This window comes from Duganella sp. (genome assembly GCF_039595735.1).
Taxonomy (GTDB): Bacteria; Pseudomonadota; Gammaproteobacteria; order Burkholderiales; family Burkholderiaceae_D; genus Rugamonas.
Map to the genome: position 1 here is coordinate 754148 of NZ_JBCNLB010000001.1, position 25039 is coordinate 779186.

A 25039-nucleotide genomic window follows, 5' to 3' on the forward strand; every position below is an offset into this window, starting at 1 on the left:
CCGAGCGCCGCCAGGCCGGGGCGCCTCAGAACTGCGCGCTGACGCCGGTAATGGCGTAGCCCTTGGCGCCGATCTGCGCCAGTGGATGTTCGATGTGGTATTTGGGGAGTTCGTCGCGCTCGTCGTCGATTTCCACGTGCTGGGCCTCGGCGTGCCAGTCGGTGTTGGTGGCTTCTTCCGGTATCGGCTTGCCTTCCGGTACCGCCAGGTAACTGTGTTTGCCCTGTGCTTCATCTCGGCAATAAATATCCACGCGCATGGTATTTCTCCTCGGACGAAAAGCTCATGTTACCGGATTTCTTTACGCTAGTGCGTACTGCTCCTCTTCCTCCGCCATCGGCACCGGCGGCAGCGCCGCCAAGGCGGGCACGGCTGCCATGCGCGGCGCGTGCAGGCTGACCGCCACCGCCTGCGCCAGTTCGCACAGCGTCTCATGGCGCTTGCGCGCTTCCGAACGCTTTTTGGACGCGATTGCCGCCAGGTCCGGTTCGCAGATCGGCTCGCTGGCCAGCTGGTAGTCGCCGTCGGCGCGCTGCAGCGCGCCCAGTTCCTGCCACAGCCCGTCGTAGTCCGCATGCACCTTGCCCTGGCGGGTGGCGCCGCACACCACGCGGTTGCGGTTGCTGACCAGGCGCAATGCCACGCAGCCATGGTCGTGGGCGATCTGGCTCAGCAGCTTGACCATCAGGTTCTTGGGCCGCAGGCCGTGCAGTTCGCGGGTGGCGTCCTTGATCAGTTGCAGGCCGTGCGCGCCGCGCGGGCCTTGCATGCAGCCGATGCCCAGCAGCATGCCTTGTTCGCTGTGGACGAAGGAAAACGCGCAGCTGTACACCAGCTCGCTGCCCTGCAGCAGTTGCAGCACCAGTTCGCCCTCGCGCTCCATCGGTTCGATCGCACGCAATTGCAGGCGATAGGGCAGGCCGCTCTTGCCTTCGATGCTGGCCAGCGGCACCGCCGCGCGGGCGGCGCGCACCGTCAGCGGACCGAGGCCGAAGCGCAACACGTGGCGGTAATGCTCGCGCAGCACGTCCACGCGCTGGGCGCAGGGCATGGTGTTGCTCAGGTAGGGACGGTAAATCTTGTAAATCAGGCGCGGGCGGGCTTGCACCAGCTCGGCAAACATGGGATGGGAATTCAGCAGTTGCAGCCAGCCATAGGTGGCGCGGTGGTGCAGGGCGGCACGCAACGACAGTTTAAGTCTCTCGCGCAGGTGTTTGAGGCCGGTAAAGCCTGCCGCGCCGGCGCGGATGGTGATGGACTGCGACATTGGAACTCTTCCAAAAGGGAGCCTTGTGAGCGAGTCGCGAGTGTAGTGTCCATGTAACGCAATGTAAATTGGGGTAAAGATCTACGGATTTCCCGTAATAATTGCTGCTTCGATAATTGAACTGTTGTATAGAGGATAGGCGCTTGTGCTAAGGGTTACTCGTACTGCGAAAAGCAATGCAAGATGAGCTGGGGCAACGCATAATGATACATTGCGATACAAACCGGCCCGTATGACAGCCTCTCCTCTGCCCCGTTACCTGGTCTTTCCGGCGTTCGTCGCCCTGTACCTGTTGTTTGACTGGGCCACCTACATCGATCCGCTGTATGGCCTGAACATCACGCCGTGGAATCCGGACCCGGCGCTGGGTCTGGTGTGCTGGCTGCTGTACGGCTGGCGCGCGGCGCTGCCGTGGTGGATTGCGCTGGTGCTGGCCGAGATGGTGGTGCGCGGCATGCCGGCCGGGCTGCCGCTGACCTTGCTGTTGTCATTGTGGCTGACAGTCGGCTATGGCCTGATCGGCGAGGTCTTGCGGCGCACCTTCGGCAGCAGCGGCGTGTTTGACAGCCGCAACCGCCTGTTCCTGTGGGTGTTGATCCTGACGGTGGGCGCATTGCTGAACGACGTGGTGTACATGTCGCTGCTGTCGCTGGCCGGGCTGATTCCGCCGGGCGAGTGGGCGGCGGTGGTGCTGCGTTTTGGCATTGGCGACATGGTGGGCATGCTGGTGTCGATGCCGCTGGTGTGGATGCTGTCCAGCGCGCAGGGGCGGCAGCGCTTGCGCGCCACGGTGTGGCGCTATGAAACGCTGGGTTACCTGACGCTGGCCATCCTGGTGCTGATCAAGGTGTTTGGCACCATCGCCACCTCGGAATTCAAGCATTTCTATTTCCTGTTCCTGCCGGTGATCTGGGCGGCGTCGCGGCAGGGGGTGTATGGCACGGCGCTGATGGTGTTTGTGCTGCAGGCGGCCATCGGTGCCCTGGTCAAGTGGAATAACGCGATCAACATCGAGGTGCCGGAATTGCAGATGCTGGACGCCATGCTGGCGCTGGTGGGGTTTTCGATCGGCATTGTGGTCGATGAGCTGCGCCGGGTGTCGAACGAATTGAAGCAGTCGCTGCGGCTGGCGGCGGCCGGCGAGATGGCCGCCGCGCTGGCGCATGAATTGAACCAGCCGCTGACCGCGCTGGCCGCGTACGGCAAGGCGTGCGAGTTTCTGGTGGAGCGCGGGGAAGGCGGCGACATGCTGAAAACCACCATCCAGCGCATGATCGCGGAATCGGGACGGGCGGCGGACGTGGTGCGGCGCCTGCGCGATTTCTTCCGCACCGGCGCCATGAAGCTGGAGCCGGTCGACGCGGGGCAGCTGGTATCCAGCGTCAGCCAGCAGTTTTACGTGCCGTTGCGTGAGCATGGCGTGACGCTGCAGGTGGACGACATGCCGCAGCTGGCGATGCTGGCCGACCGCCTGCAGATCGAACTGGTGCTGCGCAACCTGCTGGCCAACGCGCTGGACGCGGTGCAGGAACAGCCCGAGGGCGCACGCCGCATCACGGTGTCGGCGCAGCAGCTTGACAGCAAGCGCTGGGGCAAGGGCAGTTGCCTGCAGCTGACGGTGGAAGACAGCGGCAAGGGCGTGTCGGAGGAATTGGCGGCGCGCCTGTTTGAGCCGTTTGTCTCGTCCAAGGCCAGCGGCATGGGACTGGGTCTGGTGCTGAGCCGGGCCATCATGGAAGCGCATGGCGGCTCGCTCTGGGCCGAGGTGGGCGATCACGGCATATTCAAGATGGCGCTGCCGTTGGCGCGCCGCGTAGTGGAAGGGCAGGAAAACTATGTTGCAGCATGATTTAACCGTATTCATTGTCGATGACGACCCGGCCGTGCGCGATGCGCTGGGGCTGCTGCTGGGTGTGCGCGGCTACCGCACCGCCGTGTTTGCCAGCGCCGAGGCCTTCCTGCAGGGCTGGCAGGCCGGCTGGAGCGGTTGCCTGCTGGTGGACATCCGCATGTCGGGCATGGATGGCCTGAGTCTGCAGCGCGAGCTGCGCACGCGCGGCTGCCGCCTGCCGGTGGTGGTGATGAGCGGCCACGGCGACGTCAGCACCGCGCGCGCCGCCTTCAAGGCCGATGCCGTGGATTTCCTGGAAAAGCCGTTTGACGACATCAAGCTGATTGCCGCCATCGACGAAGCGCTGGCGCGCGCCCGCGCCAACCAGAGCGAGCAGCAGCGCCGCAAGCACAGCGCCAGCCTGCTCAACGAACTGACCCCGCGCGAGCGCGAGGTGATGCAACTGGTGGTGCTGGGGCGCCACAACCGCGACATCGGCCCGGCGCTGGGCATCAGCGTGCGCACGGTGGAAGTGCACAAAGCCCGCCTGATGAGCAAGCTGGGCGTGGACAACGTGGCCGACCTGGTACGCATCAGCATGCTGGACCAGTAATCCGGGGTCAGGTCCGCCATTTCTACACGAGCCCAACCGTAGGCCTGCCTACGGTTGGGCTCGTGTAGAAATGGCGGACCTGACCCCGGAGTTTGCGGTTAGCGGCGCAGCAGCGCGCGGGTGCGCTCCAGCCGCTGCCACAGCTTGAGCTTGCGCACCGCGCTTTGCTGGAAGTGGAACCAGCGGTTGCCGTCCAGCGCGCGCTGCACCTGGCGCGCGGTGCGGGCGTCGCGGCGGCCGGCGCCGGCCATCCCGGCCAGCACTTGCTGCGGCGGCGCAAACAGGCTGTCGAGGAAAATGCCGCGCACCTTGCCGCGCACGGCCTTGCCTTTGGCGGCCGGCAGCTGGTAGGAGTTTTTCACCATGCCGATGTAGAAGTGGCATACCGCCACGTCAAACTGCGCCCGCACCGCCGCGCTCACGCCGGCGCGCTCGAAGTGCGGCTTGACCGCCGCCAGCGCCGAGGCAAAATCCACACACCACTGCTCGCTGATCACGCGCGTGATGCTGACCGGATGCTGGCGGTAGGCCAGCAGCACATGCGGCAGATACACCAGGCTGCGGCAGCGCTGCAGCAGGCGCGGTACCACCGCCACGTCCTCGAACAAGCGGCGCGAGGGGAACAGCGGCATGGCTTCCTGGGCGTAGATCTCGCGCCGGAATACCTTGCACCACACGTACATGTGGCGGTCGTTGAAGAAGGAGGTGAGGATGGCGTCCTGGCAGGTGATGGTCTGCTCCGGCGCATAGCTCATGAAAACGTCGCGGTCCTTGTCCGGCGCATCCGGATGCCAGAAGCGCAGCGCGGTGGCAATCACGTCCGGACGCTTGTCATGGATGACGCGTTCCAGCGCTTCCAGCGAGCGCGGCAGCAGGCGGTCGTCGCTGTCGACAAACAGGATGTATTCGCCGTGGGCTTCCAGCAGGGCGCGGTTGCGGGCGTCGGCAATGCCCTGGTTGGCCTGCTCCACCAGCCGGATCCGCAGGCGCGGGTGCGCCGCCTGCACCGCCCGCACGCGCGCCACGGTGTGGTCGGTGGAGCCATCGTCCACCACGATCAGCTCGTGGTGCTGCTGCATCTGGGCGGTGATGTGTTCCAGGCAGTCGGTGATGAAGCGTTCGACGTTATAACCCGGCACCAGGATGCTCAGCAGCGGAGCGTCCGGCAGCTGCGGCTTCATGCGCGCAATCCTTTCACCGCCAGCACGGTGCGGTCGGCCGCGCGCTGCAGCACGGTGGCGCGGTTGCTGGTTTCCTGGTCGCGCGCGTTTTCGCGGTGCCACAGGTGGATCACTTCGGTGGCGTAGGCGCCGTCCTTGCGCATGACGCCGGCGTTGAACAGGCGTACCACCAGGTCGGAATCCTCGTGGCCCCAGCCGAGGAAGCTTTCGTCGAAGCCGTTCACCAGTTCCAGGTCCGAACGCCACACGGCCAGGTTGCAGCTCTTGATGCGGCGCCAGGTGAAGCGGCGGCTGGTGCGGCCCACGTCCGGCAGGGTGAACAGCAGCGGCAGCACCTTGTTGAGGGCGCCGCTGCGGCGCCAGGCCAGCTTGTCGGCGGTGCCCAGCGCCTGCAGGTCGAGGTGCTGGCTCAGCACGCGCGCCGTGGCTTGTTCATTGAGCAAGATGCGGCTGCCCTGCACCAGGTGGCCGCGTTGCGCCAGCTTGCGGTGCTGGCTGATAAAATTCCGCTGCGGCACGCAGTCGCCGTCCAGGAAGATGATGTACTCGCCCCTGGCGTCCAGCGTGCCGAGGTTGCGTGCGCGGGCGGCGCGGAAGCCCAGGTCTTCCTGCCACACATGGCGCAGCGGCACCGGCGCGCGCGCCTGCAGCGCGGCCACCGCCTGCTGCGTGTTGTGGCCGGAGCCGTCATCGGCGATAATGATTTCGAACCCGAGGTCGTCCTGCGCGAAGCAGGCCTCCACGACGGCAGTCAGCGCATCCGGCCGGTTGTAGGTGGTAATGACGACGGAAATAAGAACGGATGACATAGCGAGCGGTAGCGGATTGCTTTTTTGCAATAAACGATAATATGAATGAATAATACCTCACCCCAGTCCACTGCCAGCACTGTCTTTATCCACAGCCTGATCTTTGCCTTTCCCTTCCTGCTGCTGATTACCCGCTTCGGGGTCGGCCTGTGCAGTTTCGCGTTCCTGATCACGGCGCTGGTGTATCGCCGCCAGGGCTGGCCGGTCCTGTTGCGCCATCTTACTGAGATTCGCGGCGTATTGGTAGCGTTCGCCTCGGTGCTGGTGCTGGCCTTGTTGCTGGGCCTGCTCAGCGGCGACGGCCGCCTGCGCGACCTGGAAAAGCCGATCCGCATGCTGGCCGCCAGCACCGTCATGCTGACCGTGCTGGCCTGCCGCCCCAGCCGCAAGGCCTTGTGGTGGGGACTGATTGCCGGCGCCATGGCCGGCGCCGTGTTCATTGCCTACCAGCGCTGGGTCATGGGGGTTGACCGCCCTGGCGGGCTGATCAACTCGATCACTTTTGGCGACATCATGCTGTGCATGGGCCTGATGTGCCTGGCCGCGACGCTGGACTTCAGCGGCCGCAGCACCTTGTGGCCGGCGCTGGGCGCGCTGGCCGGCTTCACCGGTTCGATCGCCAGCGGCACCCGTGGCGGCTGGGTCGCCATCGCTTTTTCCATGGTGCTGCTGGTGCGCTACGGCCATGTGCTGCGCGGGCGCTTCCGCAAGGGGCTGGCGGTGCTGGCGCTGGGGCTGGTGGTGAGCACTTATTTCATCCCGCAGACCGGCGCCCGCGAGCGCGTCGACGAGGGCATCAGCGACGTCCAGCAATACTTCAGCGGCGGCCAGACCTACACCAGTGTCGGCATCCGGCTGGAGCTGTGGCGCAGCGCGCTGCAGCTGATCGAGCGTCATCCGCTGCTGGGCGCCAGCATCCCCACCGTCAAGGCCGAGATGCAGGAACTGGTCGACAGCGGCCGCGCGCATCCGTATGTGCTGCAGTTCGAGCACTTCCATAACGACATCCTGCAGGCGCTGGTGTTTGGCGGCGTGGCCGGCCTGCTGGCGTGGGGCGCCACGCTGGTGGTGCCATTCCAGTTCTTCCGCCGTCAGATGCACAACGGCGGCGACCATCTGAATGCGCCGGCGCTGGCCGGCATGCTGCTGGTGTTGAGTTACTTTAGCTTCGGCCTGACGGAAGTGATCTTCTGGTCGGTGCGCAGCAATATGTTTTACGCGATGATGCTGTTCCTGCTGGCGGGACTGTGCCTGAACGCGAAGGAGAAAGCACAGTGAGTGAATTGCGTACCCTGATCATTTCCCCCAACTGGATCGGCGACGCCGTGATGGCGCAGCCGCTGTTGCAGCTGCTGCGCGCGGCCCATCCGGAACGGCCGATCGACGTGCTGGCGCCGCCGGCCGTGTCGGCGGTGTGGAAGCAGGTGGCGGAAGTGGACGAGGTGCTGGAAACGCCGTTCCGCCACGGCGCGCTGCAGCTGAAGCAGCGCTGGAAGTTTGCGCGCCTGCTGCGCAAGCGCGGCTACGCCGATGCCTATGTCCTGCCCAACACCATCAAGTACGCCCTGATCCCGTGGCTGGCGGGGATCAAGCAGCGGGTCGGCTACAAGGGCGAAAGCCGCTACGGCATGATCAACGTGATGCACCATGATGAAGTGCCGCCACGGCCGATGGTGGCGTTCTACGCGGCGCTGGCGAAGCCGCCGGTGACGGTGCAGGGCCCGGGCCTGCGCGCGGCGCTGCCGCGTCCAAAGCTGGTGGCCGGCGAGCAGCAGATCGCGGCAGTGTTTGCGCGCCATGCCATCGATCCGGCGCGGCCGGTGGTGGCGATGGCGCCCGGTGCGGAATTCGGCGGCGCCAAGCGCTGGCCGGCGCGCCATTTTGCCGGCCTGGCGCGTGAGGTGCTGGCGCGCGATCCGTCCACCCAGATCGCGCTGCTCGGCTCTCCGAAGGATCAGGAAGCCTGCGCCGAAGTGGCGGCAGCTTTGCCGGCCGATGCGGCGGTGTTCAACCTGGCCGGCGCCACCAGCCTGCCGGAGGCGATCGCCCTGATCGCGCGCGCGGCCGCCGTGGTGGCCAACGATTCCGGCTTGCTGCACATTGCCTCGGCGCTCAACCGCCCGGTGCTGGCGCTGTACGGCCCCACCGATCCCGATCACGCGCCGCCGTTTTCCGACATGGCGGCATCGTTGTCATTGCGTCTTGATTGCGCGCCATGCAAGCAGCGCGAATGCCCGCTGGGCCACCAGGATTGCATGGTCAAGCTGACGCCGGACCTGGCGTGGCAAAAGCTGCAACCGATGCTGTCGTTGCGCTGATCGTTACAGCCGGGCAGTTTTGCGGTATAAAGCAGGGAGTGCCACGCCCTGCATAGAGCCATGTACAAGCGCTTTTCCATCACCTTCTGGGCCACGGTGTTCGTCAGCGTGGTTTGCCTGTCGCTGGTCGTGATCGACGTCTGGCGCAGCCTGAATGCGCGCAGCGTCCAGTTGCAGGAGATGGAGCGGCTGGGCGCCAACGTGGCGCGCGCCATGGCGCAGCAGGCTGACGACACCATCAAGGCCGCCGACACCGCGCTGGCCGACATCGTGGAACGCATCGAAACCGACGGCCAGGATGCCCAGACGCTGGCCCGGCTGCAAAAGCAGATGGTGGCGCAGGTGGCGAATCTGCCACAGTTGATCGGCCTGTTCGTCTACGACGAGCAGGGACGCTGGATCGTCAATTCACGCGGCCTGCTCAGCCAGGCCTACAACAACGCCGACCGCGAATACTTCATCCACCACCGCACCCACCCGGACCGCCATCCGCACGTGGGCGACCCGGTGATCAGCCGCTCCACCGGCAAGTGGATCATGCCGGTGTCGCGCCGCCTGAACAAGCCCGATGGCAGTTTCGGCGGCGTGGTGCTGGCCACGCTGGACATCGAATACTTCCGCCGTTTCTACCAGAGCTTTGATGTCGGCGCGCGCGGTGCGCTGGCGCTGGTCGGCAACAACGGTGTGCTGATGCTGCGCAAGCCGTTCGACAGCGAGCGTGTCGGCAGCAGCATGCGCGACAGCGAACTATATCGCCACTACGCGCGGATGTCCGGCGGCGTGCGCGCCGGCAGCGCGTTCTTCCAGTCCTTCCACGACGGCGAGATCAGGATGCATAATTTCCGCTCGCTGGAACACTATCCGCTGTTTGTCACGGCCGGCATTTCGCGCGAGGAGATGCTGGAGCGCTGGCGGCGCGACACCTTCACTCGCTCGATCGGGGTGGTGGTGCTGGCGGCGCTGATCGGCTTTTTCGGCAAGCGGCTGGTGGGGCAGATCAAGTTGCGCGAGCAGGCCGAGGCCGAGCTGCGCAAGGCGCGCGATGCGCTGGAAAGCGCCAACCGCACGCTGGAGCGCCAGGCCATGCAGGACGGCCTGACTGGGCTGGCCAACCGGCGCCAGTTCGACGTCACGCTGGGGAATGAATTCAGCCGCGCCACGCGCCACGAGGATACGCTGGCCTTCATCATGATCGATGTCGACTACTTCAAGCAGTACAACGACGTGTATGGCCACAGCGCCGGCGACGAGGTGCTGCGCGCGGTCAGCAAATTGATCCGCGCGCTCACGCCCAAGCGGCCTGGCGATCTGAGTGCGCGCTACGGCGGCGAGGAGATCGGCATTTTGCTGCCGAATACCGACATCAACGGCGCGCAGGCGGTGGCGGAGCGCATCCGCGATGCGGTGGAGAATCTGCAGCTGCCGCATGGCGGCAGCCCGTTTAGCCAGGTGACCCTGAGCGCCGGCGTTGCCACCATCTCGCCCAAGCGCGGCGTGCATCTGGCCAGCATGCTGGTGGAGGCGGCCGACAAGGCGCTGTACGTGGCCAAGTCGGAAGGCCGCAACCGCGTGTGTTTAGCCACCTCCTGAACCTTGTCATTCCGGCGAAAGCCGGAATCCATGCTGAGCTGGCAGGCACGCGGCCTATGGATACCGGCCTTCGACGGAATGACGTTCGTCCTCCAGCCGGTGCAGCGCGGCGCGCGCAATCGGCGGCGAGACGATGTGCGCGCCGTCGAATTCTTCATATGCCACGTCATACCCCTCCTGCGCCAGACGTTCCGCGATGGCGTGCGCGCGCTGCACCGGCAGCACCTTGTCGTCCTTGCCGTGGGCGACAAACACGCGCGGCAGCCCCTCGCGCCGCAACGGCGCCATGAAGCCGGGCGAGAAGGCCAGGATGTCGTTGAAGATATGCCCGTTCATCAATCCCACCGACAGCGCATACGACGCACCATCGGAAAAGCCGGCAATCGCCATCGCCTGTTCATCCACCTCATAGCGCTGCATGGTCCACAACAGCGCGCGGTCGATGAAGGCCAGATCAGGACCGAAGCCGCCGCGCAAAAAGTCCCAACTGCTGCCCTGCGCGTCAGGAATCAGCAACAGCGCGCCGTGGCGGATCGCATGCGCCAGCGCGATATGATCGCCGCCGCCATGCTGGCCGCCGGCGCCGTGCAGCAACAGCACCAGATGCAGCAGCCGTCCCTGCGCGTTGGCGTCCGGCGGCACATGCAGCACGGCCTTGCGGCCATCGCCAAACGACAGCTGGTGGGTGCCTGCCTCCAGCGGCTGCTGGCGCTGGTGCGCCACCTGCCGCAGCACATCCGGCCGCGCATGCAGCCGGCCGTCGGCATAGGGGGGGGGGCGCCGCGTCCATGACCGTTAATCCGTCACCGGGAAGCTGACGCGCGACACGGTGCCGCCAGGCGTGGTGATGGTGACCGTCAGCGCGCCGCTGGCAATGGTGTTGGTGCAGTTGAGCGCCGCGTCCTGCGCCGCATCGCTCACCATGGAAACGGTGTAGACCCAGGCGCTGGAGTCGGCGCTGCTGGTGTTCTGTACCGTGTACGTGGTGCCGCCCAGGATGCTGCCGTTGGAGGTGCTGAACTGGATGGTGGTGCCGGCCGGTAGCGGATTGCCCGGACGGTCGGCCAGCCACAGTGGATCGCCGGCGTGGGCCGCGGCGCGGTTGGGGGCAAACACGGTCGGGTTGCTGTCGCGGATGGCGAAGCTGAAGTTGCGCGTGTCGTTGGCGAAGGCGCTGCCGGCGGTGCAATGCGCCAGCGCCAGCGTGCCGCTGCCGGTCGGGCTGCTCAACAGGCTGACCGCCGGCGTGCTGTTCGACAGCACCATCACCAGCGACTGCCGCACGTGCACCGTGCCGAGGCTCGGCGTGGCTTGCAGCACGCCGTTATAAGCGCCGTTGCCGCCCTGGTCCCAGCTGGCGTTGCCGTTGGAGTCGATGTACTGCTCGCCGGCGAAGCGCACGGCGTTGCTGATGGTGTAGAGGTCATCGATGCCGTTGGCATTGGCATCGCTGACCGCGCGGTCGTTGCGGAACGGGTCGCCCAGATCGGTGAAGGATTCGCCGGCGTCGTAGCGGTTATTGCCGTTGGTGTCGGTGAAGCTCTCTTCGCCCAGCGCGTAGGCGAGGATGGTGACGCGGCCGTCGGCCGGGCGCGGATTGCCGGCGCAGAAACGCACGCTGCATTCGCCCGGCGTGCCCTTGGTGGTGACCACGCTGCCGTCGGGCTGGGTGGTTTGCGTCAGGCCGGTCAGGCAGGAGGCGTCGATGCTGCCGCCTTCCGCCGTGAAGCTGACCGCCGTGCCGTCCGGCGCCGGATTGTGGAAGTGGTCGGCCAGGCGCGCGGTGATGGTGGTGCCGGCCGGCGCCGGGCAGCCGTTGAACTGCCCGCCCTCGATATTCCGGATGACGGCGCTGAGCGAGAAGCTGTTTTGTTCCGGCACGCCGGTTGACACCACCAGCTGGTCGGACAGGGTGGTGACGCTGCCGCCGGCCAGCGTGGCGGTCACGCGCACCGGCGTGTTGACGCTGCCCGAGGCCACCGTGGTGGTGACCAGGCCGCCGGTGCCGCTGACGGCGCTGGCCGCGCTGAGCGTGATGCCGCCCACCGTGGTGTTGAGCGCAAAATTGACCTGCTGGCCCACCACCGGATTGCCGGCGGCGTCCAGCACCTTGAAGGTGACGGTGGCGCTTTCCTGGCGGCCGGCGCCGCCGGTGCCCTTGAGCGCTATCGTCTGCGGCAGCGCCGAGACAAAGGTCAGCTGGCTGCCGGTGGCGCCGGGAGCGGCGCCGACGCTGTAATTGGCGCTGGCCGACAGCGCGGTGCTGCTGACGGTGGCGCTGGCGGTGATCACGTAATTGCCGGCGCTGCTGGCGGCGCCGGGGCTGAGCTGCACCACGGCCTTGCCGCTGCCGTCGGACACCACGCTGCCGCCGGCGGCCGAAAACACGGCGTTCTTGTCGGTGCTGCTGAAGGTGACCACGGCGTTGGGCACCGGCGCGTTGCTGGCGTCCTTCAGCACCGCGGTGAGGGTGGCGTTGGCGCCCGGCGCCAGCGTGCCGACGGCGGCGCCGGCGGCATCCGTCATGGTCAGGGTGATGGCGGGCTTGGTGACCGGGGTGGTGGCGCCGCCGCAGCCCGGCAGGTTCGGATCGCGGTTGGGATCGATGGTGGTGCAGCCGCCGCCGCTGCCACCGCCGCCGCAGGCGGCAAGCAGCACGGCGCATAACAGGGCAAGCAGAGTGCCGGTCAGACGGTCGATCCAGCGCAAGGTCATGGTGTCTCCTGATGGGTCAATTGGTGCCGGCCATGGCGGGCAGCAGGTTGCGGTACAGGTTGAGCATCGCGGGGCCGAGCAGCACCACCAGCAAGCTGGGGAAAATGAAGAAGATCAGCGGGAACAGCAGCTTGAGCGAAATCTTGGCCGCGTGTTCCTCCGCGCGCTGGCGGCGCTTGGTGCGCAGCTGTTCCGACTGCACGCGCAGCGAATCGGCAATGCTGGTGCCGAAACGGTCGGCCTGGATCAGCATCGTCACCAGCGCGTCCACGTCTTCCACGCCGGTGCGCAGCGCCAGGTTGCGCAAGGCCTTGTCCTTGGCGCTGCCGGCGCGCAGTTCCAGCGTCACCAGTTGCATCTCCTCGGCCAGCACCACGCTTTTCAGGCCAATCTCGTTGGCCACGCGCGCCAGCGCCGCGTCCATCGCCAGGCCGGCTTCCACGCATACCGTCATCAGGTCCAGCGCATCCGGGAACGATTCAAAGATGTCGCGCTGGCGCGTCTTGACCACGTGGTTGAGCACCACGTTGGGCAGGTAGTAGCCGATGCCGCCGGCCACCACCATCCAGAACATCTTGACGTTGCCGTCGGTGGCCACCGCCTTGCTGCTCAGGTAGAGGAACACGATCAGCGGCAGCAGCACCGCCAGCCCGGTTTTCCCGGCAAAGAACAGCGCCGGCGTGGACGGCGTGCGCCAGCCGGCGTTGATGAAGCGCATGCGCACCGGCGAGTTTTCCCAGCCCTCGGTCGGCAGCGACAGCTTGGCCAGCGGCGCCGCCAGGTTGACGATGGCCTCGATCCAGACGGCGCTCTTGCGCGTGACCTGGCTGCGGTCGTGCAGCGCTTCCAGCCGGTCCTTGACCGGGTTGACGGTGAGCAGCCGGATCGCCAGCACCACGCCGCCAAACACGGCGATGAATACCACCAGCAGGAACATGATTTGAATGATGGTCATGGCCGCGCCCTCAGATCCGGATGGTGGTGATACGGCGTATCATCAGCATGCCGATCACCATCAGCACCGCCGCCACCGTCAGCATCTTGCGCCCACCGGGATCGGTGAACAGCACCTCCAGCGAGCCGGGATTCACCACCGACACCAGCGCCCCCACCGCGAACGGCATCAGTCCCAGCACCCAGGCCGACATGCGGCCCTCGGCCGACATGACCTTGACTTGCCCCAGCAGCTTGAGGCGGTCGCGGATAATGGCGCTGATCGATGCCAGCAGGTCGGTCAGGTTGCCGCCGGTCTCGCGCTGGATCAGCACCGCGATCACGAAGTAGCGCAGGTCGGTGCTGGGCACGCGCATGGCGAGATTCATCAGCGCGTCCGGCATGGAGACGCCGAAGTTGACTTCATCGAACACGATGCGGAACTCCGCGCCCAGCGGATCGGGAATCTCTTCGCCCACCATCTTCAGCGCGGTGGGAAAGGCGTGGCCGGCGCGCATGGCGCGGCCCATCATGTCCAGCGCATCCGGCAGCAGCGATTCGATGCGCAGGATGCGCTTGCGCTTGGCGCGCATGGCTTCCAGCACCGGCAGCGCGGCGGCGGCCGCGCCCATCATCAGGCGGCCGAACCACGGCAGCCGCAGCGAGCTGGCGAGAATGAAGCCGATCATGAAACAGCCGGCCATCAGCGCCACCAGTTGCGCCGCATTCATGGCGCGCCCGGTTTGCAGCAGCAGGCGGTCGAGTTTCTGGATGCCCGGCAGCTTCAGCAGGAATTGCTGCATGCCGGGATCGTGCGCCAGCGTGCGTTCCTTGGTGATCGACACCGCCAGTTCGCTGCCGCTGTCGCCAATCGCGTTGCGCAGGCGGCGCGCAATGCGCTCGGCCTCGGGACCGCGCGCGTTGTTCCAGCCGGTGTAAGCGCCCCACACCGCCAGCGCCACGGCGGCAAAGATGAGAATGATGAACAGCAGCAGCCGCAAGTCCATGATCAGTGCCCCGATGGGTCGAACACGGTGGTGCCGATGTTGACGCCGAAGTTGCGCAAGCGCTCGATGAAGCGCGGGCGGATGCCGGTGGCCGTGTGGTGGCCCAGCACGCGGCCATCGTCGGCCAGGCCGGTCTGCTTGAAGGCGAAGATTTCCTGCATGGTGATGATCTCGCCCTCCATGCCGGTGACTTCCTGGATCGACATCACCTTGCGCTTGCCGTCGGTCAGGCGCGAAACCTGGATCACCACCCCGACCGCGCTGCTGATCTGCTGGCGCATGGCCTTGGTGGGCAGGTTGGCGGCCGCCATTGACACCATGTTCTCCAGCCGCGTCAATCCGTCGCGCGGGGTGTTGGCGTGGATGGTGGCCATCGAGCCTTCGTGGCCGGTGTTCATGGCGCCCAGCATGTCGAGCGCCTCGGCGCCGCGCACCTCGCCCAGGATGATGCGGTCGGGCCGCATGCGCAGCGCGTTGCGCACCAGCGCGCGCTGCGTGACTTCGCCCTTGCCCTCGATATTCGGCGGCCGCGTTTCCAGCCGCACCACGTGCGGCTGCTGCAGCTGCAGCTCGGCCGCGTCCTCGATCGTGACGATGCGCTCCGTCGGGCTGATGAAGCCGGAGATCACGTTCAGCATGGTGGTCTTGCCGGAGCCGGTGCCGCCCGAGATGACGATGTTGACCTTGGCCTTGCCCAGGCCTTGCAGCACTTCGGCCATGTCGGCGGTCATCGAGCCGTAGGCCACCAGGTCGGCCAGGCGCAGCGGATCGGCCGAAAAGCGCCGGATCGACATGATGGGACCATCGATGGCCAGCGGCGGGATGATGGCGTTGACGCGCGAGCCATCCGGCAGGCGCGCGTCGACCATCGGGCTGGATTCGTCGATGCGGCGCCCCACGCGCGAGACGATCTTGTCGATGATCTTCATCAGGTGGGCGTCGTCGCTGAAGGTGACGTCGGTCAGTTCCAGCTTGCCGCGCCGCTCGACGTAGATCTGGCGGTAGGTGTTGACCAGGATGTCGGACACGGTGGGGTCTTCCAGCAGCGGCTCCAGCGGGCCGAAGCCCAGCATCTCGTTCTGGATGTCGCGCGTCAGGGTCTTGCGCTCGGCATCGTTGATGACCACCGCGTCTTCGTCCAGCAGCTTCTCGACCAGATTGCGCAGTTCCACGCGGATCTGGTCCGGCGTCAGGCGCTGCATGCTCTCCAGGTCGACCCGGTCCAGCAGCGCCGCGTGCAGGCGCTGCTTGAGCTTCTGATAGGCGCGGTTGTCGATGCCGCCTTGTGCGCGCTGACCGGAGCCGCGCGCGTCGGTGCTTTCCAGTCGTTCGCGCAGGGAGATGGCAGGGGTGTTCATGATGCGTTCCTTGGTTATTTACGCAGGCCCAGCTTGCCGAGCCAGCCGCCGCCCTGCTGCACCGGCGCCGCCTCGCCGGTCAGCTTGCGCGCCAGCTCGGCCAGCGACTGGCTGATCGGCGCATTCGGCGCCAGCTGCAGCACCGGCACGCCCTGGTTGACCGAGGCGGCGGCGGCATCGTAGTTGTTCGGGATGGTGAAGGCGATTTCGGCATCGAAGGCGCTTTCCAGGTCCTTCAGGCGGATCTCGCTGTGCTTGTCGTGGCGGTTGACGATCAGCTGGATTTTCTCCTTGCCGTATTCCAGCGAGCGGAACACGTTGAGCAGGCGCTTGCTGTCGCGGATGTAGGGCAGCGTGGTTTGCAGAATCGGGAAAATCAGGTCCGAGTGATCGAGCGCGCGGATGCTGACCGCGTCCAGGCTGCGGCCCACGTCCAGCACCACGTAGTCGTACTGGCGGCGCGCCAGCCTGAGGATGGCGTCGATGTGATCCGGCTTGACGTCGTTGGCGTGCGCCGGGTCGGACGGCGCGGCCAGCACGCCATAGTTGGGCGTGATGCTCAGCATGGAGGACGCCAGGAAGGACGGGTCCAGGCGATGGATCTGCTGCGCCACATCGCTCAAGGTGGCCAGCGGCTTGTGGTCGGAGACGAACAGCGAGGCGTCGCCAAACTGCAGGTTGATGTCGATCAGCGCGACCTTCTGCTTGCCGCTGGCGGCCAGGGCATAGGCCAGATTGGTGGCCAGGAAGGTGGCGCCGCTGCCGCCCTTGCAGGAGATGAAGGCCAGCACCTTGCCGCTGGTCTGGCCGCGCCGCTCCAGTTTTTCCGCGATGCGCTCCATGGCCGGATACAGCGCGCTGCTGGTGACCGGCGAGGGCAGCACCTCGCGCACGCCGGCGCGCATGGCTTGCAGCAGGAATTGCGGGTCCTGGTCGATGCACAGCGCCACGCAGGCGATATTCGGATGCTGGGCCGAGAAGCGTTCCAGCTGTTCCAGGTCGTCGTCCGCGCTTTGCGGACGGTCGATGATCAGCACGTCCGGCAGGTTTTCATCGGTCAGCGCCGAGGTGCGCGCCACGCTGCCGACCAGATGGTCGATTTCATCGGAGGGCGAGCGCGCGCGCAGCAGGCGCATCAGGTCGGCCAGCTGGCGTTCGTCGCGGGATATGACGGTGATCTTCAAGTGGGCTGCTCCTGTCCTAGCGCTTGCTGCCGACGCCGATGGTAAAGCCGTTGTTCTGGTCATCCTTGCTGATGAAGGATTGCTGGTAGTTCTGGTAGGCCGCGCCGGCCGCCTGCGCATCAAGGCCGTTGACCGGGCGCTGCACGCGGCCGGCCTCCGGATTCAGCGTCTGCTGGGCGCGCGCCAGGCGCAGGCTGTTGCCGAATTCGCGGTCCAGGCGCGGGCTGTTGGCGCAGGCGCTGAGCAGGACGGCAAGCATCATGATGAATATGCGCATGGCGCCTCCTAATTGTTGCCGCCGGACGGCGGGGCGGCCGGCGGCGCGGGCGGGGCCGCGCCTTCCAGCTTGCCGTTCAGGAAGAAGTCGACCCGGCTCGGCTGCACGTAGTCGTCGGTCGGCAGCTTGTGATCGGCCGGCAGCGGCTGCGCCAGGTGCGGCGTGACAATGAAGACCAGCTCGGTGCGGTCGTTCTGGAAATCGCTGCTGCGGAACAGCGCGCCCAGAATCGGAATCTCGCCCAGGCCGGGGAAGGCCTTGATGCTGCTGGTGACGTTGTTCTTGATCAGCCCGCCGATCGCAAAGCTCTGGCCATCAAACAGCTGCACCGTGGTGCTGGCGCGGCGCGTGGTGAACGAGGGCAGGATGGCGGTGGCGGTGCTGCCGGTGGCGCTGACGCCGATGCCTTCGCGGTTCAGCTCGGAGACCTCGGGCGAGACGCGCAGGTTGATGCGGCCGTTGTCCAGCACGGTGGGCGTGAAGCGCACCGCGATGCCGTATTCCTTTTCTTCCAGCGTGATTTGCGGCGTGCCGCCGGTATTGCTTTGCGAGACCGGAATGAAGATCTTGCCGCCGGCCAGGAAGCTGGCTTCCTGACCGCTGATGGCCATCACGGTCGGCTCGGCCAGTACCTTGATCAGGCCATCGTTCTTTTGCGCGTCCAGCGTGACGAATTTGCCGCTTTTCGTGTTGAAGGCATCGATCTTGTTCGGGTTGCCGCTCAGCAGATTGGACAGCATGGTGTAAGTCCAGCTGCCGCGCGAGCCGTTCAGGCCGACGCTGGCGCCCAGCTGGTCGACCAAGGTTTTCGATACCTCGGCAATTTTCACTTCCAGCATCACCTGCTGCGGCGCCGCCACCGACAGCATGTTGACCACGCGGCCGCTGCTGTTGCCGCCTTGCGACAGGCCGGACATCGGGTCCATGGCCGCCTGGAAGGCAGCGCCGGCGGCGGCGCCGGAAGCGGCGGTCGGCGCGCCGCTGCCGGCCGCTGCCTGCGCCGCTTGCGCTGCCGCATCCGGCGCGGCGGCCGTGCCCTGGTTGCCGCCGCGCGCGTTGCGCTGCAGGTAGGCGCTGGCCACCGCCACGATCTGCGCGGCGCGCACCGAGTCGGCCACCGTGCCGTGCAGGATCAGCGAATTGCCGGAGACGGTAATGCGGATGTCGCGTTCGTTGGGGAACAGCTCGGTGAATTGCTGGCGCAAAGCGGCCGTGTCCAGCCCGACCGTGATGTCGATCACGGTGGCCTGGTTGGCGCGGTTCCAGACGATCAGATTGGTGGAACCGGTGGCCTTGCCCAGCATGTAGATCTCGCTCGGATTCAGCAGGATGACATCGGCAATTTTGGCGTCGCCCACCGCCACGCGCGCGGCCGGGGATGGCAGGCGCATCAGCGAGGACTTGCCGGCCGAGAGCGTAATCTCGCGCGCCAGTTCCACGCCGGCCGGCGCTGCCGCTGCCGTGGTCGCCGCGGCGGCCGGCGGCTTGTCGCTTTTGGCGGCTTGGGTGGCCGGCGCCGCAGCGCTCAGCAGGACCGCGGCGGCCAACAGCCGCAGCGGCACGGAATGGCATGGCGCAGAAGATACGATACTCAAGTCGCGTTCTCCAATGCTTAAAATTGTTGTGAACTACGCTCCAGGCCCTTGATGACTTCCACCTTGTCGACCGCGCGCGGCGGCGGGGCGGGACGCGGTGCCGGTGGCGCGGCGGCTACCGCCGGCGGCGATGCTTCGTTGCGCGCTGCCGGCGCGGCCGACAGTGGCACGCCGTCCAGCAGGCTGCTCTTGGTGGCGCCCTCGGTATTGGCGGATTTGGGATCGATCTGGTTGCGCAGCACCAGCGACAAGGTGCCTACGCTGCGCGCCAGGTCCAGTTTTTCCACCTGCTCCGGCGTCAGTTCCAGCGTTACAGCGTTGACGACTTTCGGTTTGGTATCGTCGCGGTTGGATTCCTGGGCGATGGCCAGCACCAGGATGCGTTCCAGCACAATCTTGGAAATCGGCTGCTCGCGCACGGTCTGATCGCCGCCGCTGTCGCTCTGGGTGTTGACCAGGATGTCGACGTAATTGCCCGGCAGCGCAAAGCCGGCCACACCCACCACGTCGTTGACGCGCACGGTCATGGCGCGCTTGCCCTCGGCCACCACCGCCGACAGGCCGCCCGAGGTGCCGGCTGGCGCCAGCTTGCCTTCGGTGATCGGTTCGCCGCGCTGGATATTGCTGCGCGTGATGCGGCCCTCCAGCGCCTTGGGATCGGTCATTGCCCCCGGCGGCACCGAGCTGGCCGGCCAGTCCACCATGTGCACCAGTTCCGGCGTGATGCGCGCGCCCATGCTGATGTCGAGCAAGGCCACGGCCACCTTGTTGCTGTTGCTGGCCGACTGGCCGGCAATCCATTGCGCCGCCACCACCACGGCTGCCAGCGCCAGGAACAGCGCCACGCCTATCATCGTCAGAGCACGCGTGTTTCTCATCCGAGTCGTCCCTCGTTATGCGGTATTGATTGTTCGCGGCGTTCGCGTTCCTTCTTCTGCTGTTCGGCGGCGACGCGTCGGGCGCCGGCGCCGGCAAAGTAGTTGTGCCAGGCCCAGTCCAGCGAGCGCTGGTTCAATGCGGGCGGCGTGCTTTCGTAGCGGGCCAGGTCGCGCACCTGACGGATCAGGTCGCGCGGGTAGCAGGCCAGCAACGGCGTCTCATCCTTGGCATGCAGGCCGCGCAACAGGTAGCCGAAAGCGGCGGCGTCAAATGCAATACCGTACTGCGCGCAGGCCTGGCGGAACAGCAGCTCATATTCCGCGGGCGATTGCGGCGGTACTTCGATCTTGTATCCCAGCCGGCGGAGGAAGGCGCCATCCGATAATCGTTCCGGCAGGAAGTTAGACGAGAATACCACGACCACATCGAAAGGCACTTGAAAAACTAGTCCGGTGTGCAACGAAAGATAATCGACGCCACGGTCCATCGGCACGATCCAGCGGTTCATCAATTCCAGCGGCGAGCAGCGCTGGCGGCCAAGGTCGTCGATGATGAAGATGCCGTTGTTGGCTTTCAAATGAGGAGGCGCCTGATACAGCCGCGTGTTGGGATCGAAGCGCAGATCCAGCATCTCCAGCGTCAGCTCGCCGCCGGTCAGCGCGGTCGGGCGCTGCAGGCCGCGCACCCAGCGCGGGTCCAGCGTGCGCAGCAGGTCGCCGCTGTCTTCGGCTGGCGTGTCGCCGGCCACCGGCCGGTGCTGCACCGGATCGTAGAACGGCACCACCTCGCCATCGATCATGATGGCGTAGGGCACGGCAATGGCGCCGTGCAGCAGCGCGCACAGGCGCTCGGCCAGGAAAGTCTTGCCGCTGCCGGCCTGGCCGTAGATGAAAATCGCGCGGCCCGAATTCATCGCCGCGCCCATCTGATCCAGCACCAGCGGATTGGCCACCACGTCATGGAAGGCGGCCTGCACGTCGGCACGGGTGACGTGCAGATGGCGCACGCTTTGCGCTTCCATCTGCGCCACGTAAGCGGCCAGCGTGACCGGCGCCGGGCCGGCGTAGGAATTGCGGTTGAGGCAGGCGATGGCGCGCTGCATGCCGGCCTCGGTCAGGTGGTAGGTGAGATCGGCATCGGTGCCGCTGTTGCCGCTGCGCGTGACTTCGCACAGCTTTTCGTTGCGCAAGTGGGTGACCAGCGGCGTGATCACGCTGATGCTGAGTTTCACATGGCTAGCCAGTTCAGGCAGACGGACTTGTCCACGCTGGAACAAGACCTTGGACAGCAGCTCGACCAGGAATAAAAACGGCAGGCCGGTTTCTTCCGTGGTGCGCGGGGCGCGCGCTTCGGCGGGGGATTCTGTCGTCTGCTGAGTGGTCATGGTGTCCTTTAAAAGAACAGGCTGCGTCCGCTGGAGGCGCCGACGATGAGGTAGGGCGCGGCGCCGGCGGCGATGGCCACCGCATACGGCAGGCGGCCGCTGGCGGCAGCCGGCGCATCCATCTTTGGCACTTCGCCGGCAAGCGAGCGCAGCATGCTGTATTTGATCATGTGCCAGGTGTTGTAGAGCATGGGCTTGAGGCGGCCGTTGAAGCCGGCCACCACCAGCGCCAGCACGCCGCCGGCCAGCAGGGTCAGTAGCGTGATGCCAGCCACCGCGCCGGGGCCGACAAAGGCGCCAATCATGGCCATCAGCTTGACGTCGCCGGCACCCAGTGCGCGCATGGCATACATGGGCAGCAGCAGGCACAGGCCGACGGCCAGGCCGGCCAGCGCTTTCAGCAGGCCGATGCCGCCAAAGACTTGTATGAAGAGACCGTCTCCCGCCGGCAACGCTGCATTCAGCAGCAAGCCCAGCAGCGCACCGCCAAACACCAGCGAGTTGGGAATGCGGCGCGTGCGCAAATCGTTCCAGACAGCCAGTGCCAGCAAGATGCACAGGATGAGCAGGGGCAGGAAGGTCATGGGTCGCCTTACGAAAAGGGAACAGACGAGCTTAGTGTATAGAAAATTTCCGGAACGGCGTGTACCGTTCCGGAAATTTTGTTGCTGCGATGTCGCTCAGGAGGATTTGATCAGACCGGAGATGTAGGTCAGCGAGGCGGTGATCTTCGGGCCAAGGATGGCCAGGCCGGCGGTGATGGCGGCGGCGATGGCAGCGGCCATCAGGGCGTACTCGATCGCGGTGATGCCGTCTTCTTCGCGGATGAAATTGTGGATTGCGTTCATGGTGAGCCTCGTTAAAGTTGGTTGAGTAAGAAGTTACTGCGTCAACTAAAACGGGGTTCGGGTTTTAGGTCCTGCGGTACAGCTGATGGAAGTCATTCTACGCGCGGTGCTGCGCCAGGGCAGCGGACAAACGTCACTTTATGGCGTGACATTTGTCATTCATGTCTTGGCGCCCAGCACCGCCAGCACGGCAATGAGGATGATGACCGAGGCCAGGGCGGCAATCAGCGCGTATTCCAGCAGCGTGGCGCCGTCGTCGTTGCCGACGAAGCGGGCGATGCGGGAAGGGGGGAATAAAGTGCGCATTTGTTGCTCCTGGATATGGGCTGTGATTCAAATGAACAGTTTAATGCGTTGGCAGGGCTTGCACATCGGACAAACGTCATGTCATATCGTGACATTTGTCCTGATTTTTATTCAGGCAAAAAAAATCCGGGACCATGGTCCCGGATAAAGACTAGCTAGGAGCTTACAACGAGGAGACTGTAAATCAGGACGACTTGATCAGGCCCGAGATGTAGGTCAGCGAGGCGGTGATCTTCGGGCCGAGGATGGCCAGACCGGCGGTGATGGCGGCGGCGATGGCGGCGGCCATCAGGGCGTATTCGATGGCGGTGATGCCGTCTTCGTTGTGGATGAAGTTTTTGACTGCGTTCATGATGGACCTCGTTTCGTTAAGGGTTGAAAGTGCGTTAGCGGCTTCAACTAAAACGGGGTCCAGGTTCTAGTGATTGCGGCACTGCTTGTGTGCTGCCGATGAAAGACATTCTACGCACACCGATGTCATCCCGCAGCGGACAAACGTCACGATGTGCAGTGACATTTGTCACCGATTCACATGCCGTGCTTGGTGGCGTAGACGTACAGTTCCAGGCGGTTGGCCACGCCCAGCTTCTGGTAGATGGTGGTGAGGTTGTTGCGCAGCGTCGGCTCGGCGATGAACAGCTTGGAAGCCAGCTCCTTGTTGGGGGCGCCGTTGCCTTCCACCACCACGGCCACGATCTTGCGCTCCTTGGGCGTGAGCGAGGCGATGCGCGCCGCTTCCGGATCGGCCTTGACCGGCGTGGACAACTGGCCCAGCAAGGCGTTCATCAGCGCCGGGTCGAGACAGGTCTCGCCGCGCTGCACGCTGCGGATGCCGTTCAGCACCACCTCGGCCGGCGCTTCCTTGCTGACCACGCCGCGCGCGCCCAGCCGCACCGCCTGCGTCAGCAGGCCCTGGTCGCGGTTGCCCGACAGGATCATCACGCGCGCGCCGCCGCTGTCCTGCAGCAGCTGCGGCAGGATTTCGATCGAGCTGCGGCCTTCCAGGTCGAGATCGAGCACGATCACGTCCGGTTTCAGCGCGGCCGCCTGCTGCAGCGCGCTGTCGTTGTTGTGGGCGGTGCCGACCAGCTGCAGGTCGCTGCCGCCGCCCTCGATCAGTTTTTCCAGGCCCCACAACATGGTCTTGTGGTCGTCGACCAGCATGATGCGGATGGGTGTGCTCATGGTCTTGCCTCGGTGCGTTAAACCGGGATGGCGATGCTGACTGTGGTCACGCCATCCGACTCGCGGTCGATGGCAATGGTGCCGCCCAGCGCAGTGGTGCGCTCAGCCAGCGATCCAGGCAGGAATGGGGCCGGTGGACCTTCCGGTGTCTCGTTTTGTATGCGTATCCGCAGCTGGCCGTCAGCGTTGCTCAGGCTGATCAATCCGCTGCGGGCACGGGTGTGTTTGCGTATATTGTGCATGCCTTCATTCACGATCTGGAACACCTCAGCAGCGAGCCGGTCGCTGATGGACAGGCCGTCTTCCGCCTGTATCGTTATCTGGATATCGTAGAACTCCCGCACTTGCTGCGCCTGCCGGCGCAAGGCCACCAGCAGCTCGGCTTCGGTCTGCGCCACCCCCTGCCGCACGCTGCGGGTGAACTGGCGCATGTCGCCGATGACCTGGGTGGTCATGTCGAGCAGTTTATCAAGTTCGGCCGCGACAGGGTGATCCGATTGCAAAGATTGCCGCACCGCGCTGATGCCGTGACGCAGGCCGATGTAGGGCTGGATGGTGGTGTCGTGCAGGTCGCGCGCAATCTTTTGCCGCTCGCGGAAGGCGGCGTCCGAGGCCAGACGGTCGAGCAGCATGATGTTCTCGATGACGGGGAATACCTGCGCCGCCAGCTGTTGCAGAAAAACCGCATCGGCGCGGCTGAAGCGCAACTTGTCCGATACCACATAGATGCGGCCCTCGCCCTTGCGCAGCGGCAGCGGCGCGCTGACAAAGGAACTGGCGTCAAGCAAGTCGATCAGTTGCTCCAGCTGCTCCGGCGGCAGCGCCTGCCAGCGCGTCTCGCCCGGCACGCGGGTGCGCGACTCCACCGAACCGGGCCAGCGCGGATGCAGCGGCGCCGCATATTGCACCAGTGCCTGCGGCGCGAACACCAGCAGCGGCGCTGCCGCGCCTTGCGGCAGGCGCGCCAGCGACGAACGGCCGCCCGGCGCGCCCGCCGAGTGCAGCTGCCACAGCTCGTCGCCGTGGTCGCGCATCAGCAGCAGACAGTTGCTGGCATGGTAGAAGTCGCGCGTCTGCTGCAGCATGGTGGCGATGGTCTGGGTGACGCCAAAGCGCGGATTGGACAGGCGGCTGACGTCGCGCAGCAGGCGCAGCCGGCGCCGCTGCGCCACGCCCATGCCGCCCCAGTAAGCGATCATGTAGCCGAGCGCCAGCACAAAGGCGGTGCGCAGCAGCAGGTGGCCGTGATTGATGTTGCTGTCGGTCAGCCAGGTGGCCAACGTCAGGGCAAAGGTGGCGCCCAGGGTGATGCGCGCGCCCTCGTCAAAGCCCCATTGGAAGGAAGCGGTCAGGATCACGAAAAAGAAGAAGGGGAAGAAGAAGCTGTTGCCGCCGCCGGTGCAGTACACCATCAGGGCAAACCAGCCGAGGTCGATCCAGTACACCGCCTTGCCGTGCCAGAACGGCGTGCGGTGGCGGCGCGCCACCAGCAGCAGGGTCAGGCTGTGCAGCAGATAGCCGCCAAAGATGAGGGAACTGAGCAGGGTGCGCGCACCGTGGCGGTTGCCCAAGTCGCCGGGTGCCACGAACAGCGTCAGGATGGCGGTCAGCGCCAGCACCAGGCGCATGACAAACACCATCGAGGCGCCGGCGGCGTCGCCACGCAGATTGGCGGTGCTGGAGTTGGGACTCTCTGCTCTCACTGCCGTGTCTCCTGACTGCATATACACAAACTAAACGAAGTAGCGATTCGATAGTT

The 25039-nt window shown here is 65.7% G+C and carries 25 protein-coding genes; 5 read left to right on the plus strand and 20 right to left on the minus strand.

All coding sequences use genetic code 11. The annotated features are described in order from the left end of the window. Window positions 1-25 precede the first annotated feature (25 nt). Together ABDW57_RS03505 and ABDW57_RS03510 are read right to left on the minus strand one after the other, a co-directional pair. Complete coding sequence (locus ABDW57_RS03505) at window positions 26-259, minus strand: DUF6139 family protein (protein WP_343728814.1); 234 nt, start codon at window positions 257-259, stop codon at window positions 26-28. Between the two features lie 42 nt (window positions 260-301). Beyond that, on the minus strand, window positions 302-1267 hold the full coding sequence (locus ABDW57_RS03510) for a VirK/YbjX family protein (protein ID WP_343728815.1): 966 nt from the start codon (window positions 1265-1267) through the stop codon (window positions 302-304). A 232-nt stretch (window positions 1268-1499) separates the two neighbouring features. On the opposite strand from ABDW57_RS03510, the gene ABDW57_RS03515 reads away from it, so the two are divergent. Together ABDW57_RS03515 and ABDW57_RS03520 are read left to right on the plus strand one after the other, a co-directional pair. After that, entirely contained in the window at window positions 1500-3116 is a 1617-nt protein-coding gene (locus ABDW57_RS03515; RefSeq protein ID WP_343728816.1) for an ATP-binding protein, read from the plus strand. Beyond that, complete coding sequence (locus ABDW57_RS03520; protein WP_343728817.1) at window positions 3103-3711, plus strand: response regulator; 609 nt, start codon at window positions 3103-3105, stop codon at window positions 3709-3711. Before ABDW57_RS03515 ends, ABDW57_RS03520 begins: the two co-directional genes overlap by 14 nt. A 98-nt stretch (window positions 3712-3809) precedes the next feature. Here the strand turns inward: ABDW57_RS03520 and ABDW57_RS03525 are convergent, their stop codons facing one another. Continuing rightward, entirely contained in the window at window positions 3810-4892 is a 1083-nt protein-coding gene (locus tag ABDW57_RS03525) for a glycosyltransferase family A protein (protein WP_343728818.1), read from the minus strand. After that, window positions 4889-5701, minus strand: coding sequence for a glycosyltransferase family 2 protein (locus tag ABDW57_RS03530; protein WP_343728819.1), 813 nt, complete (start codon window positions 5699-5701; stop codon window positions 4889-4891). Before ABDW57_RS03530 ends, ABDW57_RS03525 begins: the two co-directional genes overlap by 4 nt. 45 nt (window positions 5702-5746) lie before the next feature. On the opposite strand from ABDW57_RS03530, the gene ABDW57_RS03535 reads away from it, so the two are divergent. From ABDW57_RS03535 to ABDW57_RS03545, 3 genes are read left to right on the plus strand one after another with little or no spacing between them, the layout of a single operon-like run. After that, complete coding sequence (locus tag ABDW57_RS03535; RefSeq protein ID WP_343728820.1) at window positions 5747-6979, plus strand: O-antigen ligase family protein; 1233 nt, start codon at window positions 5747-5749, stop codon at window positions 6977-6979. After that, a complete protein-coding gene (waaF, locus tag ABDW57_RS03540) occupies window positions 6976-8019 on the plus strand; it encodes a lipopolysaccharide heptosyltransferase II (RefSeq protein ID WP_343728821.1) in 1044 nt (347 codons plus the stop codon). The genes ABDW57_RS03535 and waaF overlap by 4 nt, the downstream gene beginning before the upstream one ends. Window positions 8020-8079: 60 nt before the next feature. Further along, window positions 8080-9609 (plus strand): sensor domain-containing diguanylate cyclase, encoded by a 1530-nt coding sequence (locus ABDW57_RS03545; RefSeq protein WP_343728822.1) that lies wholly within the window; start codon window positions 8080-8082, stop codon window positions 9607-9609. Between the two features lie 54 nt (window positions 9610-9663). Here the strand turns inward: ABDW57_RS03545 and ABDW57_RS03550 are convergent, their stop codons facing one another. The 16 genes from ABDW57_RS03550 to ABDW57_RS03625 form a co-directional block, all read right to left on the minus strand. Then, the gene (locus ABDW57_RS03550) at window positions 9664-10344 is read right to left on the minus strand and encodes a thioesterase (protein ID WP_343728823.1); all 681 of its coding nucleotides are present in this window, start codon (window positions 10342-10344) and stop codon (window positions 9664-9666) included. 60 nt (window positions 10345-10404) lie between these two features. Continuing rightward, entirely contained in the window at window positions 10405-12324 is a 1920-nt protein-coding gene (locus ABDW57_RS03555; protein ID WP_343728824.1) for a hypothetical protein, read from the minus strand. 16 nt (window positions 12325-12340) lie between these two features. Continuing rightward, window positions 12341-13279 carry a type II secretion system F family protein gene (locus tag ABDW57_RS03560; protein WP_343728825.1) on the minus strand — a complete coding sequence of 313 codons (939 nt, stop codon included), beginning with the start codon at window positions 13277-13279 and terminating at the stop codon, window positions 12341-12343. 10 nt (window positions 13280-13289) lie between these two features. Beyond that, window positions 13290-14264 carry a type II secretion system F family protein gene (locus ABDW57_RS03565; protein WP_343728826.1) on the minus strand — a complete coding sequence of 325 codons (975 nt, stop codon included), beginning with the start codon at window positions 14262-14264 and terminating at the stop codon, window positions 13290-13292. Between the two features lie 2 nt (window positions 14265-14266). Beyond that, window positions 14267-15622: a CpaF family protein gene (locus ABDW57_RS03570; protein WP_343728827.1), complete on the minus strand. Its 1356-nt coding sequence runs from the start codon at window positions 15620-15622 to the stop codon at window positions 14267-14269. Between the two features lie 14 nt (window positions 15623-15636). After that, window positions 15637-16806 (minus strand): AAA family ATPase, encoded by a 1170-nt coding sequence (locus ABDW57_RS03575; protein WP_343728828.1) that lies wholly within the window; start codon window positions 16804-16806, stop codon window positions 15637-15639. Between the two features lie 16 nt (window positions 16807-16822). Beyond that, window positions 16823-17083: a hypothetical protein gene (locus ABDW57_RS03580; protein WP_343728829.1), complete on the minus strand. Its 261-nt coding sequence runs from the start codon at window positions 17081-17083 to the stop codon at window positions 16823-16825. A gap of 8 nt (window positions 17084-17091) precedes the next feature. Continuing rightward, complete coding sequence (locus tag ABDW57_RS03585; RefSeq protein WP_343728830.1) at window positions 17092-18678, minus strand: type II and III secretion system protein family protein; 1587 nt, start codon at window positions 18676-18678, stop codon at window positions 17092-17094. Window positions 18679-18695: 17 nt separating this feature from the next. Continuing rightward, window positions 18696-19556: a Flp pilus assembly protein CpaB gene (gene cpaB / locus ABDW57_RS03590; protein WP_343728831.1), complete on the minus strand. Its 861-nt coding sequence runs from the start codon at window positions 19554-19556 to the stop codon at window positions 18696-18698. Then, entirely contained in the window at window positions 19553-20941 is a 1389-nt protein-coding gene (locus tag ABDW57_RS03595) for an ATP-binding protein (RefSeq protein WP_343728832.1), read from the minus strand. Before ABDW57_RS03595 ends, cpaB begins: the two co-directional genes overlap by 4 nt. A gap of 8 nt (window positions 20942-20949) precedes the next feature. After that, window positions 20950-21525 (minus strand): A24 family peptidase, encoded by a 576-nt coding sequence (locus ABDW57_RS03600; RefSeq protein WP_343728833.1) that lies wholly within the window; start codon window positions 21523-21525, stop codon window positions 20950-20952. Between the two features lie 96 nt (window positions 21526-21621). Then, on the minus strand, window positions 21622-21789 hold the full coding sequence (locus ABDW57_RS03605; RefSeq protein ID WP_343728834.1) for a Flp family type IVb pilin: 168 nt from the start codon (window positions 21787-21789) through the stop codon (window positions 21622-21624). 159 nt (window positions 21790-21948) lie between these two features. Then, window positions 21949-22095 (minus strand): hypothetical protein, encoded by a 147-nt coding sequence (locus ABDW57_RS03610; RefSeq protein WP_343728835.1) that lies wholly within the window; start codon window positions 22093-22095, stop codon window positions 21949-21951. A 184-nt stretch (window positions 22096-22279) separates the two neighbouring features. Further along, window positions 22280-22447 (minus strand): Flp family type IVb pilin, encoded by a 168-nt coding sequence (locus ABDW57_RS03615; RefSeq protein ID WP_343728836.1) that lies wholly within the window; start codon window positions 22445-22447, stop codon window positions 22280-22282. 176 nt (window positions 22448-22623) lie between these two features. Beyond that, entirely contained in the window at window positions 22624-23280 is a 657-nt protein-coding gene (locus ABDW57_RS03620; protein WP_343728837.1) for a response regulator transcription factor, read from the minus strand. Window positions 23281-23297: 17 nt separating this feature from the next. Continuing rightward, window positions 23298-24983 carry a histidine kinase gene (locus tag ABDW57_RS03625; protein WP_343728838.1) on the minus strand — a complete coding sequence of 562 codons (1686 nt, stop codon included), beginning with the start codon at window positions 24981-24983 and terminating at the stop codon, window positions 23298-23300. Between the last annotated feature and the right edge of the window lie 56 nt (window positions 24984-25039).

Excerpts from the sequence above, each read along its gene's own strand:
- ABDW57_RS03510 (WP_343728815.1), bottom strand. The coding sequence starts at position 1,267 with ATGTCGCAGTCCATCACCATCCGCGCCGGCGCGGCAGGCTTTACCGGC.
- ABDW57_RS03515 (WP_343728816.1), top strand. The coding sequence starts at position 1,500 with ATGACAGCCTCTCCTCTGCCCCGTTACCTGGTCTTTCCGGCGTTCGTC.
- ABDW57_RS03545 (WP_343728822.1), top strand. The coding sequence starts at position 8,080 with ATGTACAAGCGCTTTTCCATCACCTTCTGGGCCACGGTGTTCGTCAGC.
- ABDW57_RS03570 (WP_343728827.1), bottom strand. The coding sequence starts at position 15,622 with ATGAACACCCCTGCCATCTCCCTGCGCGAACGACTGGAAAGCACCGAC.
- ABDW57_RS03520 (WP_343728817.1), top strand. The coding sequence starts at position 3,103 with ATGTTGCAGCATGATTTAACCGTATTCATTGTCGATGACGACCCGGCC.
- ABDW57_RS03615 (WP_343728836.1), bottom strand. The coding sequence starts at position 22,447 with ATGAACGCAGTCAAAAACTTCATCCACAACGAAGACGGCATCACCGCC.
- ABDW57_RS03535 (WP_343728820.1), top strand. The coding sequence starts at position 5,747 with ATGAATAATACCTCACCCCAGTCCACTGCCAGCACTGTCTTTATCCAC.
- ABDW57_RS03620 (WP_343728837.1), bottom strand. The coding sequence starts at position 23,280 with ATGAGCACACCCATCCGCATCATGCTGGTCGACGACCACAAGACCATG.
- ABDW57_RS03530 (WP_343728819.1), bottom strand. The coding sequence starts at position 5,701 with ATGTCATCCGTTCTTATTTCCGTCGTCATTACCACCTACAACCGGCCG.
- cpaB (WP_343728831.1), bottom strand. The coding sequence starts at position 19,556 with ATGAGAAACACGCGTGCTCTGACGATGATAGGCGTGGCGCTGTTCCTG.
- ABDW57_RS03595 (WP_343728832.1), bottom strand. The coding sequence starts at position 20,941 with ATGACCACTCAGCAGACGACAGAATCCCCCGCCGAAGCGCGCGCCCCG.
- ABDW57_RS03600 (WP_343728833.1), bottom strand. The coding sequence starts at position 21,525 with ATGACCTTCCTGCCCCTGCTCATCCTGTGCATCTTGCTGGCACTGGCT.
- ABDW57_RS03505 (WP_343728814.1), bottom strand. The coding sequence starts at position 259 with ATGCGCGTGGATATTTATTGCCGAGATGAAGCACAGGGCAAACACAGT.
- ABDW57_RS03605 (WP_343728834.1), bottom strand. The coding sequence starts at position 21,789 with ATGAACGCAATCCACAATTTCATCCGCGAAGAAGACGGCATCACCGCG.
- ABDW57_RS03580 (WP_343728829.1), bottom strand. The coding sequence starts at position 17,083 with ATGCGCATATTCATCATGATGCTTGCCGTCCTGCTCAGCGCCTGCGCC.
- ABDW57_RS03610 (WP_343728835.1), bottom strand. The coding sequence starts at position 22,095 with ATGCGCACTTTATTCCCCCCTTCCCGCATCGCCCGCTTCGTCGGCAAC.
- ABDW57_RS03555 (WP_343728824.1), bottom strand. The coding sequence starts at position 12,324 with ATGACCTTGCGCTGGATCGACCGTCTGACCGGCACTCTGCTTGCCCTG.
- ABDW57_RS03560 (WP_343728825.1), bottom strand. The coding sequence starts at position 13,279 with ATGACCATCATTCAAATCATGTTCCTGCTGGTGGTATTCATCGCCGTG.
- ABDW57_RS03525 (WP_343728818.1), bottom strand. The coding sequence starts at position 4,892 with ATGAAGCCGCAGCTGCCGGACGCTCCGCTGCTGAGCATCCTGGTGCCG.
- ABDW57_RS03565 (WP_343728826.1), bottom strand. The coding sequence starts at position 14,264 with ATGGACTTGCGGCTGCTGCTGTTCATCATTCTCATCTTTGCCGCCGTG.